Origin of the sequence: Rhizobium sp. CG5, from assembly GCF_023701945.1 — a bacterium.
In the GTDB taxonomy this organism is placed as follows: Bacteria; Pseudomonadota; Alphaproteobacteria; order Rhizobiales; family Rhizobiaceae; genus Allorhizobium.
This window is the reverse complement of record NZ_JABAEF010000004.1, coordinates 327,534-338,933: the sequence shown is the minus strand read 5'-3', so window position 1 is coordinate 338,933 and position 11,400 is coordinate 327,534. Positions and strand designations below refer to the sequence as shown.

The window sequence follows — 11,400 nt, the reverse complement described above, 5'->3', positions numbered from 1 at the left end:
TTCTCGACCATTGCGCCTCGCTCAACTCATACCGTTTCACCACCATGACAGCCCTCCGTGCTCAACACGGCGCTCTATGAATCAGCGATTAAGTGATTTGGGAATCCTGAATGTCGATCGGTCCTAGAGCGCTTGGAAAGGTCAGCAGGGAACCGACCGCCGGGTGACTGGCCCTCCAGGCCCGAATTCGTGAAGGCGACCACTGTGAGCTTGTTCGTGCGATCAACCGACCACGAATGACCGTAGGCTCCGCCAAGGCGCCATGTTCCGGGTTGTTCCGGAAAGCCCGCCGCTACGGGATCGCGCAAAATGCTGAAACCGAGACCAAATCCGCAGCCGGGCCAAGGCATCAGTTCCATGCCGGTAGCATGGTCCACAGCCATCTCGTCCACCAACGATGTCGGCAGCAGCGGGGGGTCGCCGGACGGAAAGGCGTTTGCCTCGAAGGCCCGAGCCGGCCAGAGACGTAAGCCTTCGGCCCCTTCCCACAGGGGAACGATCTCCAGATCGTCTGCGCAATACGGCCGCTAGGCCAGGGAAGCACAGACTATTTTCGTCAACGAGGAATATTGACTGAGACGATGGCCAAGAACTTGATGGGTCGGAAGTGGCGTTCCCTGTACCGCGCCATCGACGAGCATGGAAACCCGATCGAGGTGCTGCTCGCAGCAAAGCGTGAAGCTCTGCCCATTCACGGGTAAACTGCGATCCAAACCTGACTTAGCGACAAGCGCAAATGAGCGCATAAAACATGATTGCAATAGTCATGTTAACGGAATAATCATCGCGCAACCAACATCAATGGAGCGTTGCGCATGCCTGGAATCTCAAGACTGGCCCTTGGCCTTACCGTTACCCTATGCCTTGCCGGCGCGGTCGCCGGCCATGCGGAAGACGCCAAGACCCGTACCTTCATCGATGAGCGCGGCGTCGCGGTTCAGGTTCCGGCGCAGCCGAAACGTGTGGCATCGGTCTCCTTCTTCGCGACCGATGTGGCGCTGGCGCTTGGGCTGAAGCCGGTGGCCACGACCTACATGGTCGCCGATCGCCATCCGGATTACCTGCTGGGGCTGACCAAAGACATCCAGCAGATCGGTCAGCGCGCCAAGCCCAATCTCGAGCTTCTGTCGGAAGCCAAGCCCGATCTGATCGTCGCCATGAAGCGCTACACGGTCGGCAATGCCGATGCGCTGCAGAAGATCGCGCCTTATATGACTTACAACATGGAGCTTCTGAGCGAGAGCTACACCGAGGTCGCGCAACTTGCCGACGTGCTGGGCAAGCCTGAGCGCGGTGCCGCCCTGAACGCAGACTTCAAGAAGCACCTCGACGAATTCGCCGCGAAGGCGCCGAAGGACCAGCATCCCCGCTTCCAGATCATGTGGGGCGGCGATACGCCGTTCTCCTTTCACACGGAAAACACCGCCGCCTCCATAGTGGCCGCACTCGGCGGCGACAATATCGCCGGGCCGATGACGCCCGGCGGTAAGTTCGGCCTGGAAATCAGCCTAGAGACCATGCTGGAAAAAGATCCGGAAGTGATCTTCGTTATGGATAGCGGTCCCAATCGCCCCCATGAAAACAACCCGATCTGGAGCCAGCTGTCGGCGGTGAAGAACGGGCGCGTCATCTATGTCGGCGACGAATGGGTGGAAACCAACGGCCCGATCGCCCGGGAACTCGTGCTGCGCGAGGCCGCCCATTACCTCTACCCGCAGACCTTCCCGGCCGTCGACATCAGGGCCGAGGCGAGCAAGCTCATTCCCGCCAGCCTGCAGCAATGACAGCCATGTCCGGCGTCGGCCCCTTGAGGGCCGACAGCGCGCGCGCGGTGGTGCTGATATCGGCCCTCCTGGCCGTCTCCGCCGCCGTCATCGCCGCCGGCCTGACCTTCGGCACAAAGCCGCTTTCGACCGAGGCAGCGCTTGCTGCGCTGCTTCGGCCTGATGGCAAGCTCGACTCCATCCTGGTCTGGACGCTGCGGCTGCCGCGCAGCCTTGCAGCCTTCACCGGCGGCGCCGGCCTGGCTGTCTCGGGCTATCTGCTGCAAACCCTGACGCGCAACCCGTTGGCCGGCCCCGGCCTGACCGGCGTCAGTGCCGGCGCGGTCGCGCCCATCGTGGCCTGTTTCGTCTTCCTGCCGGCGCTCTCCTCCGTCTTCTATCCGCTGATCGGGCTTGCCGGCGGTCTGTCTGCCGCCGCCGTCACGTTCTGGATCGCCCGTGGCGGCACTGTCCGGCTCTTGCATCTGGCGCTGGCCGGCATCAGCGTGTCGTTGTTTCTCGGCGCGATCACCACCTACATCCTTCTCTTAAGCGGGCCGCAGGTGCCCTCCCTGCTGTTCTGGCTTTCGGGCGGCTTCCAGGGCCGAAGCTGGCCACAGCTCCTGCAGATGTTGCCCTGGGTTCTGGGCGGAACGGTCCTGGCGCTCTGCTGTCATCGCGTGCTGCAGATCATGGCGCTCAGCGATCAGGCCGCCAGCGGCATGGGCCTCAATCTGGCGCTGTGGAAACCGCTGCTGCTCATCATCGCCGCCCTGCCCGTGGCCGGGGTCGCGCCCGTTGCGGGCCCGGTCGCTTTTGTCGGACTGGCAACCCCGCATATCGTGCGCCTCATGCGGCCCGTTGGGCCGGCATGGTCGATCGCGCTCAACCTCGCCATGGGCGGGTTGATCACCGTCACGGCCGATCTTGTGGCCCGCAGCATCGCGCTGCCCAAGGAAATTCCGGTGGGCATTGTCACCGCGCTGATCGGCGGACCGATCTTCATCTATCTCGTCCAGCGGCGCACATCGGCCTTTGCGGGGGAAGCATGAGCACGGTTCCAAGCAGGCCCGGCACGGCGCGGCAGGCCTATCTGCTGCCGCTTCTCGCAGCGCTCGTCCTCCTCTCGCTGGCGCTTGCCATTTTCCTCGGCGTGGTCGATCTCGACCCGTCAGACACGCTATCTGCGCTTCTGGGCCACGGTTCGCCGGAAGCGCGCGCCATCATCCTCGATATCCGCCTGCCGCGCATCCTGACCGGCATGCTGGCGGGCATCCACTTCGCGCTGGCTGGCCTGCTCCTGCAGTCGATCACCCGCAATCCGCTGGCCGATCCCTCGCTGATGGGCGTGTCGCAGGGCGCGATGTTGGCCGTCAGCGCGTTCCTGGTATTCTCGGTCTATATCCATGACACCGGCTCCACAACCTTGCAGGAACTGCCTGTGCATTGGCTGCCTCTGGTCGGGACCGCAGGCGGCCTTGCGGCTGGCGGTTTCATCTATCTCATCGCCTTCCGCCGCGATCTCGGGCCGCTGCGGATCACGCTCTGCGGCATTGCTGTCGGTGCGGTCTTGCATGCCATCGGCATCGGCCTCATGGCCGGCTGGGGCTCCGGCCGCCTCGAAGTGCTGCTCGAATGGTTCGCCGGTAGCCTTTATGCCAGAGGCTGGCAGCATGCGCTGTTCCTGGCGCCCTTCACTGTGGCGGGGCTAGCCATCCTGCCGGTCATCCGCCGGCCGCTCGAACTGCTGCGCTTTGATGCGACCGTCGCCCGCTCCTTCGGACTTTCCTACCGGACGCAGTTTTCCGTCGTGCTGCTGATTGCCTGCGCGCTGGCCGCCAGTGCCGTGGGCGTTGTCGGGCCTGTCGTCTTCGTCGGCCTGATCGTGCCGCATATGGCGCGGTTTCTGGCCGGGCGGCATACCCCTCTCGTCCTGCCGCTGACCATCGCGCTCGGGGCAATCACCATGACGCTTGCCGATCTCGCTGGTCGTCTGGCGGGCGGAGCGGAAGAAATTCCGATCGGCGTCGTCACCGCGATCTGCGGCGTTCCCCTTCTCGTTGCGCTGTTGCGCAAAACGCCATGAGGCCCGCCATGCTTTCCTGTTCCAACCTGTCGATCGCCTATGGCTCGCGCAAGGCGCTCGATGGCTTCAATATTTCGCTTGCCCCCGGCGAGATCCGCGCCCTGATCGGCCCCAACGGTTCCGGCAAGAGCACGGCGCTGCAAGGCCTTTCCGGCCTCGTTAAGCCCATCGAAGGGACCGTGCTGATCGACGGGGCGCCGATCTCCGCCATGACGCGGCGCGAGATTGCCCATCGTCTATCCTTCCTGCCGCAGCAGCCCACGGCGCCGGACGAAATGACGGTGGAGCAACTGGTGCGGCAGGGCCGCTTTGCCCATGTCGGGCTGTTTCGCCGCTATGTCCGGCGCGACGAAGAGGCAATCGGCTGGGCGCTGGAAAGCACCGGCCTGGCGGGACTGGCCCAGCGCAGCCTCAGCGCGCTCTCAGGCGGCGAACGCCAGCGAGCCTGGATTTCGGCAGCGCTGGCGCAGGAAGCGAAGATCCTGCTGCTCGACGAGCCGACGACCTTTCTCGATATCGGCTACCAGATCGAGGTGCTCGATCTCGTCCACATCTTGAGCCGCGAACGCGGAGTCACCGTGATCATGGCGATCCACGACCTCAACCAGGCCATGTCGATTTGCGACCGCATCTCGCTGCTGGAAAAGGGCCGCGTGGTGTTCGACGGCGTCGCTGCCGATCTGGCCGCAAGCGGCCTGATCGAGCGGGTGTTCCGGGTGGAAGGACAGTTCGTGCAGATCTCTCCCGATGGCCCTCCGCATTTCGACGTGCACCTGCAGCGCCGTCAGGAGCGGCACACGTCCACCGCTACGGCCTGACCAGCCGGAAGACGATCTTCGTCTGCGTGTAATAGTCGAGCGCAGTGGCATAGTCAGGCGTCCAGCCGCCCGGCTGATAGGGAACGAAGCCGTCGAATTCGAGCTTGCGGGCGGAGACGGAGAAACCGGCCTGGGCAAAGACGCGGGCATAATCCGTCACCGAGCGGTCCTGAACCACGGTATTCGTGCGCTCGGCCACCAGCTTGCGCCAGGCCGGCCACAGCGGATTGTCGGTATGGCAACCCGTGACCGCATAATAGACGCCACCGGGCTTCAGCACCCGCATCATATCGGCGGCATGGCCGGCAATATCCTCGACGAGATAGACCACCTCATGGCTGAATGCGATGTCGAACTCGTCCGCCCAGCCGACAAGGGCCGTATCGGTCTGATACTGGATCGGCAGATTGCCCTTCAGCGCATTGGCCTTGTCGATCGATTGGCGCGCTATATCCACGCCCAGCGCCTTCCGGAATGGACGCAGCGCATGAAGATGGCGCAGGAAGCCGCCCTGGTTGCAGCCGAAATCGAGCACGGCCTGGCGGGAGAGATCGATCTCCGGGACGAGCCCGATCAGATGCCGCCAGATCGGGGCATGGCCATCGGCCATCGCATCCTCGGCATCCGGATCGATATACCAGGTGGAAATGGTGGCTGCCTGCTTCATTTCGGAAACACTCATCACGACGCCTTTTCATGAGTGGAAAATCAAGTTTGTAGGGTTTAGCCTGTCTTGCTGATGGTTTCCATCCCAAAGAGATATGCCGCAGCAATCCATTTGATCCTCCCTGTTGATTTTCCGTTGGCCTTCTCCGCAGACAGCGACATGAACTGATAGGGTGGAGGCGACCTCGCATCTTGACACGGCGAGCGAATCCCATGTGCGGGCGGCCTTCGACGAGCTTATCGTCGACCGCACCACTCTCATCATTGCTGACCGCCTCTCGACCATCCGGCCTGCAGACCAGATCCTCGTCATGCGGGATGGGCGGATCGTCGAACGGGAATACACCGTGATCCGATGAGCCTGGGCGGATTTTTCGCTGAGTTGATTGGTCATCAATCGGCAGGAGCGGCTCCGGCCGAACAAACTATGGTAGCGGGCCAATGACATCTTTGAGAGATCCTGCGCCCAGCTACGGGGGTAGTTCACACACAGCGGGAAACCAGCTTAAGATTTGATCTGGAGCGTTACTCCCTTGAGGAGCCAACCCCACGTCCGATCGAAATGTGCATCGACAGCCTCCCTCGTGTCGAAGTCGCCGCTACCCATCATTGCTGATGACGTCGGCAGCGCGACCAGACAGTGGATCAGATGGCTGGCGATTGCGTCAGCGTCACCATCGGCAATCATTCGCGCATCTTGTGCCTCACCTACTGCGTGGACCAATCGGGACATGATCGGATCCGGTTGGGGTGGGATTGGTGCATTCTTCTCGAACACTACAGCTTCGCTGAACGTGATGCGCTTCAAGGCGATCAGATCGGCCTCCATGTTGATGTGCAGGAGTTCCCGCAAGAGGGCCTGCAGGCGCTCTAGTGCATCTCCTTCCATGGGTGGCAAGTCCTCAAGCCGCGCCACCGCGCGCTTGTGTGCGTGTTCAACAACGGCCTCGAACAAAGCGACTTTTGAGGGAAAGCGCCTGTAGACCGTGTCCTTTCCTGCCCCGCATTGCGAAGCGACCTGCTCCATCGATGTGCCGGCAAACCCCCTGCTGGCAAAAAGCACCGTCGCTGTCTCTATGATCCGTTCAGCCGCCGCATTCTGCATTTCTTTGGGAGGGCGGCCTGATCTGGCGAGCGTCTCCGATTTCCGCAATGTCATTGTTTCTCCCTTACCGTTCTCCCGGCGACTCCTTTGGAGTTTGTCGCCGAAATTACCAATATAAAAGTCGAGAATCCTACTCATATTATCTAGACAGGACGGTCCCGTTTGATTTAATAGCCTACTAGATACTGCAAGCTTCGACCATGGGGGCGTTTCGTGAAGCACAGCATTTCTTTAAAACAGATACTGACAGCATCGACCTTTCTCCTCGTCGTCAACCAAGCCTGGGCTCAAGACCAGAGCACACAGTTGGCGCCTATTACAATCTACGGTGATCGAGCGGCCGACAACACGTCTGGTAGCATTGTCGTAAAGTCGGCCCGGTCCGCGACCAAGACCGTGACACCTGTCGCAGAGACACCGCAATCCATAACGACCATCACGCGCAAGCAGATCGACGACCAGAACCCTCAAACAGTCAGCGAGGCGCTGCGTTATACGGCCGGCGTCCTTTCCGATCGAGATACAGTTTCCCGCTATGATTCCGTGTTTCTTCGCGGTTTCGGCGGTTTTGGTACAGCTACCAACGCCGTCAACTACCTAGATGGCCTGAAATTGCCGCGCGGACAGGGTTTCGCTATACCGTCCATCGATCCGTTCTTTCTCGATCATATTGACGTGCTGAAGGGACCAGCGGCGCTTCTCTACGGTCAAATCAGCCCTGGAGGTCTCGTCAATCAGGTGAGCCGAGAACCATCAGACGTCCAATCAAACGAGGTGAGGCTTGAGGCTGGAACCCACGGGCGGCTTCAGAGCGGTATTTACTCGACCGGGCCGATTACAACCGATGGAACATGGCAATATGGCATCGGGGTCGTTGGCCGCTCCTCCGGCACGCGCTATGATGATGTCGATGAGAAACGTATCGGAATTGCACCCTCTTTGAAGTGGCAGCCGGATGCAGATACATCGCTCGTCATGTCCGGCTATTACCAGCGGGACCCGGATGGCGGCTATTTCAACTCTCTTTATCCGAAATTCCTGGCACCCGCAGGCTATGCAAGTTATTTGAGCCGTCATCTCAATGTCGGCGATCCGAATTACGACGCTTACGAGAGCATCCAATATGGCGTCGGTTATCGGTTCGAGCATAGGTTCGATGAACAGATAACGATTAGATCGAACTTCCGTTACTCCGGTATGGATCTCGACATGCAATCACTTCAAATGAACGGCGCGATGTCGAGCACCGGCATCATTCCCCGCTGGGCCGTTCATTCGATCGAAGACGTTTCAGGTTTTTCCTTCGACAACCAGGCCGAGTTCAAGTTCGAAACAGGTGCTGTCCAACATACACTCCTCACAGGCCTGGACATTCAGCATTCAGATAGCAGTTGGCAATATCTGATTGGTAGCGCTTCCTCTCTCGACGTCACGAACCCAGTTTATGATGGTGGGTCCGTGGGTTCATTCGTAACTTACTATAATAACGACCAATCCCTTCGCCAAACTGGCGTCTATGTGCAGGATCAGATCGAGTTCGGTGCTCTTCGAGGCGTTTTTGGGGTACGTCATGACTGGGCAGACCAGGACACCCACAGTTTCGTCTCCGGAACGTCGGCTGAACGGTCTGACAACGCAACGAGCTATCGCGCAGGGCTGCTATATCTGTTCGATAACGGTATCGCTCCCTACGCCAGTTACTCCACCTCGTTCGAGCCGTCCACCACCACGAGCGCGGATGGTAATCCGTTCAAGCCAACGGAAGCGCAGCAATATGAAATTGGCATCAAGTACCAGCCACCTGGGCTGGATGTACTCCTGACCCTCTCAGCCTTCGATATTCGCCAACAGAACGTGGTCTATTACGATTCCACGCTGGTCTCGTATACACAGCAGGGAGAAATTCATTCTCGTGGGATAGAATTCGAAGCGAGAGGAAATCTCACCAGCAATCTTGAACTTATTGGCGCAATCTCTCTGCTCGACACGGAAGTTTCTAAATCCAGCGATGCGTCGATCATTGGCAACCGTCCGCAGGCCGTCCCGCGCTACTACGGTTCGCTCTGGGCAAACTACACCATCGACACCGGCGCGCTGGATGGTTTGAGCATTGGCGGGGGGCTACGCTTCGTCGGATCCAGCTACAGCAATGACGCGAATACGGTGAAGGCGGATGGCTACACGCTGCTCGACGCAGCGCTCCGCTACGATTTTGGAGCGAGGAACCCAAGCCTGAAAGGGCTTCAGGCAACGCTCAACGTCACCAACCTGCTCGATAAGGAATATTATTCCTCCTGCAGTTCCGAATATTATTGCCAGTACGGGAACGGCAGGACGGTGCTGGCCGGCCTGAGATACAAGTGGTGAGGCGACAGTGACTTTAACAAGACGCCGTTTTTGTACCTCCATCGCGGCGGCCGGCATCCTTTCGGGGACCCGGCCGGCGGCAGCGGAGCAACCACTGACAGTGACGGATATGGCTGGGCGCGAAGTGCGCCTTCCGGCGTTGCCAAGACGGATCATCCTTCTTGAGGCACACGATCTCCTCACCATGTCCCTCCTGCATGCTGATCCCGCCTCGCTCGTCGTCGGCTGGGCGGCTGTCGATCGGATCGACAGCGAGCGGCTGCAAGAGCGCCTGCTGAACGGCCATCCGGTGAGCACCGTCGGCAAGCAGTCTCCCGATACCGTTTCACTTGAAGGGTTGATTGGCCTCGCGCCAGACCTCATTGTCACGACCGCCTTTATGACGCCGCAGGGTGGCGCCGACCCAATGGTAGAAAGGCTGAAGCAAGTCGGCATTCCCGTGGTCTTCAGTGATGCATCGAGCAATACCATTGCCGGCGCGCAGACCGCCGATCCTGCTTCCGAACTCAAGAACTCGATGAAAATGTGGAGCGTACTCCTCGGCGCATCGGCAAAGGCAGATGCGTTTGTCTCGTTCTTTGAACGAGAATTGGCAGGGATAACGGCACGCTTTGCAGGCACGACACCGGTCACGACCTATCTGGAGGTCCAGTCCACCCTTGACGATTGCTGCTGGGCGGCAGGGCGGAAGGTCTGGAGCGATCTTCTGGCACTTGCCGGCGGGCAACCCTTGCCAGGCGTGACCGCGCCCTGGTTCGAAAAGCTCTCGCTCGAATATCTGCTGTCCACGCCCCACGACGTCTACATCGCATCCGGCGGTGGATGGGCCTCGGGAAGCCGCCCCGCGATCGGGCCTGGTATCGACCCCGCCCTGGGCCGGCAAGGCTTACAGCGCCTGATCGACGGAAGGCCTGCGTTCGACCATTTGCCAAGCGTTCGCGCGAAGCGCGTTCATGGGATATGGACCGGGCTGATCACCAATCTTCCGCTCAACATCCTGTTCGTAGCCCAAACCGCAAAATGGCTGCACCCCGAGCAATGCGTCGATCTCGACCCTGCGGCCATCCTCGACCGCATAAACCGCGAATTCGCGGCATTCCCCATCGAGGGACCGTTATGGGCCTCGATCTGAGTTCAACGAGCAATCCGGATGTCACTGGTCATGAACACACGATATCGCGCAAGCGCAACGGTACAATTTGCGAACATCAGCAAATACGTGGAGCCGATCGTCGAATCGATCGCGACCCACGACATGACTGTTGAAGAAGCCGCTGGAGTTCATCATATCCGCTCACCGTTCGGCACTGCCACGTTCGAAGCGACCGGAAACGGCTTCAAACTGACGGCCGAAGCAACGGATCCAGGCGGTCTCAATCGGCTAAAGCATGCGCTCGTCGGGCCGATTGGCTTCATCGCCGCCCGTGAAAAGCTGGAAATTCAGTGGGAAGGGGATCATGCCGAACCGGCCCTACCCGCCGATCTGCGCATCCTGAATGTGAAATCCGTCGAAGACATTGCTCCCCGCTTCCGCCGCATCGTGTTCCGGGGGGAGAACCTCGAGCGGTACGATCGAAACGACCAGTTCCACTGTCGACTCATATTCCAGCCGCGTGGCACAGCCAAACCCCGATGGCCGATGCTCGATCATCGCGGCCATGTCATCTGGCCGGATGACAAAGCTGTTCCGACACGGGTCTACACGATCCGGCATATCGATGCAGCAGCCCAAGAAATCACAATCGACTTTGCCCTTCACGCCAACCCCGGCCCAGCAACCCGTTGGGCCATTAACGCGCGGCCGGGTGATCTTGCCGGCATCCTCGGTCCCGCCGCCAATGGTCCCAAACACGCAGAATTCTATGTTTTGGTCGGAGATGAAACCGCTTTGCCGGGTATCGCCAGGATCCTTCAAACCCTGCCCGCCACCGCGACCGGTCATGCGTTCATTGAGGTGGACACGAAAACAGACGAGTTACCACTTCACTGTCCGGCAGGCATGGCGGTCGTCTGGCTGCACCGCAACGGCGCTGACGCCGGCACGACGGCGTTGCTGGAGGATAGCATCCGCACGATAAAATGGCCCGAGGCGCTCGATACGGTCTTTGTCTGGGGCGGATGCGAGCACCGGGCGTTCAGCGCTATTCATCGGCACCTGAAGAAGGATATCGCGCTTTCCCGCGATCGCTTCGTGCTCTACTCGCACTGGCATAGGCACCTCAGCGAAGAAGAAATCATCGCCACGGGGGCGAACGCATATCTGCCGCAATGAAGATCATGCGGTGGCGCATCGGCCTGACAGCATGGGGATAGCGCGTATTTCGTTCTTACGATCCAGACGGACATGCAGTTGAGGTTGGAGACCCCGCAAAGTACAATGCTGATGAGCACGGCGCTGATGTTCTGATGCTTGTATTCGATCGAGCCGCGAGGCCGATCGATCACCGGCTGGAGGAGGCGGTTATGCTCAGACTTGCTGTAGGGTCGCCCGGCGATGTCGTCAGCGAGCATCGCGAAATAATCCGCCACGATCGCGTCGTTCTGCTCGTCGGACCAGTCACTGGCCATGGCGGCTCCCCAACGGACTGGCCAAGC

The 11,400-nt window shown here is 60.2% G+C and carries 10 protein-coding genes; 8 read left to right on the top strand and 2 right to left on the bottom strand.

Features of this window, described 5'->3' with window-relative positions:
• Window positions 1–815: 815 nt before the first annotated feature.
• Genes HGO38_RS09705 through HGO38_RS09690 form a run of 4 tightly spaced genes read left to right on the top strand, consistent with a single transcriptional unit; the run spans window position 816 to window position 4,667 of the window.
• Entirely contained in the window at window positions 816–1,784 is a 969-nt protein-coding gene (locus tag HGO38_RS09705; protein ID WP_250955669.1) for an ABC transporter substrate-binding protein, read from the top strand.
• Window positions 1,781–2,815 (top strand): FecCD family ABC transporter permease, encoded by a 1,035-nt coding sequence (locus HGO38_RS09700; RefSeq protein ID WP_502941527.1) that lies wholly within the window; start codon window positions 1,781–1,783, stop codon window positions 2,813–2,815. The genes HGO38_RS09705 and HGO38_RS09700 overlap by 4 nt, the downstream gene beginning before the upstream one ends.
• Complete coding sequence (locus tag HGO38_RS09695; RefSeq protein ID WP_250955668.1) at window positions 2,812–3,849, top strand: FecCD family ABC transporter permease; 1,038 nt, start codon at window positions 2,812–2,814, stop codon at window positions 3,847–3,849. Before HGO38_RS09700 ends, HGO38_RS09695 begins: the two co-directional genes overlap by 4 nt.
• Window positions 3,850–3,857: 8 nt before the next feature.
• Window positions 3,858–4,667, top strand: coding sequence for an ABC transporter ATP-binding protein (locus tag HGO38_RS09690; RefSeq protein WP_250955667.1), 810 nt, complete (start codon window positions 3,858–3,860; stop codon window positions 4,665–4,667).
• Here the strand turns inward: HGO38_RS09690 and HGO38_RS09685 are convergent.
• Complete coding sequence (locus HGO38_RS09685) at window positions 4,657–5,349, bottom strand: class I SAM-dependent methyltransferase (RefSeq protein WP_250955666.1); 693 nt, start codon at window positions 5,347–5,349, stop codon at window positions 4,657–4,659. The two genes, HGO38_RS09690 and HGO38_RS09685, sit on opposite strands and share 11 nt — an antisense overlap.
• Before the next feature lie 157 nt (window positions 5,350–5,506).
• On the opposite strand from HGO38_RS09685, the gene HGO38_RS09680 reads away from it, so the two are divergent.
• Window positions 5,507–5,692 carry a hypothetical protein gene (locus HGO38_RS09680; RefSeq protein ID WP_250955665.1) on the top strand — a complete coding sequence of 62 codons (186 nt, stop codon included), beginning with the start codon at window positions 5,507–5,509 and terminating at the stop codon, window positions 5,690–5,692.
• A gap of 146 nt (window positions 5,693–5,838) precedes the next feature.
• On the opposite strand, the gene HGO38_RS09675 is transcribed toward HGO38_RS09680, so the two are convergent.
• Entirely contained in the window at window positions 5,839–6,492 is a 654-nt protein-coding gene (locus tag HGO38_RS09675) for a TetR/AcrR family transcriptional regulator (RefSeq protein WP_250955664.1), read from the bottom strand.
• Window positions 6,493–6,651: 159 nt separating this feature from the next.
• Here HGO38_RS09675 and HGO38_RS09670 point away from each other — a divergent pair, with 159 nt between their 5' ends.
• The 3 genes from HGO38_RS09670 to HGO38_RS09660 all read left to right on the top strand — a co-directional run bounded on the left by HGO38_RS09670 (window position 6,652) and on the right by HGO38_RS09660 (window position 11,077).
• Window positions 6,652–8,805: a TonB-dependent siderophore receptor gene (locus HGO38_RS09670; RefSeq protein ID WP_250955663.1), complete on the top strand. Its 2,154-nt coding sequence runs from the start codon at window positions 6,652–6,654 to the stop codon at window positions 8,803–8,805.
• A gap of 109 nt (window positions 8,806–8,914) precedes the next feature.
• Entirely contained in the window at window positions 8,915–9,937 is a 1,023-nt protein-coding gene (locus HGO38_RS09665) for an ABC transporter substrate-binding protein (RefSeq protein WP_250955694.1), read from the top strand.
• Window positions 9,938–9,967: 30 nt separating this feature from the next.
• Window positions 9,968–11,077 (top strand): siderophore-interacting protein, encoded by a 1,110-nt coding sequence (locus HGO38_RS09660; protein ID WP_250955662.1) that lies wholly within the window; start codon window positions 9,968–9,970, stop codon window positions 11,075–11,077.
• The last annotated feature ends 323 nt before the right edge of the window (window positions 11,078–11,400 follow it).

Bases quoted from the DNA above. Each gene is read 5' to 3' on its own strand.
- HGO38_RS09695 (WP_250955668.1), top strand. From the start codon at position 2,812: ATGAGCACGGTTCCAAGCAGGCCCGGCACGGCGCGGCAGGCCTATCTG.
- HGO38_RS09690 (WP_250955667.1), top strand. From the start codon at position 3,858: ATGCTTTCCTGTTCCAACCTGTCGATCGCCTATGGCTCGCGCAAGGCG.
- HGO38_RS09675 (WP_250955664.1), bottom strand. From the start codon at position 6,492: ATGACATTGCGGAAATCGGAGACGCTCGCCAGATCAGGCCGCCCTCCC.
- HGO38_RS09660 (WP_250955662.1), top strand. From the start codon at position 9,968: ATGAACACACGATATCGCGCAAGCGCAACGGTACAATTTGCGAACATC.
- HGO38_RS09665 (WP_250955694.1), top strand. From the start codon at position 8,915: ATGGCTGGGCGCGAAGTGCGCCTTCCGGCGTTGCCAAGACGGATCATC.
- HGO38_RS09685 (WP_250955666.1), bottom strand. From the start codon at position 5,349: ATGAGTGTTTCCGAAATGAAGCAGGCAGCCACCATTTCCACCTGGTAT.
- HGO38_RS09705 (WP_250955669.1), top strand. From the start codon at position 816: ATGCCTGGAATCTCAAGACTGGCCCTTGGCCTTACCGTTACCCTATGC.
- HGO38_RS09700 (WP_502941527.1), top strand. From the start codon at position 1,781: ATGACAGCCATGTCCGGCGTCGGCCCCTTGAGGGCCGACAGCGCGCGC.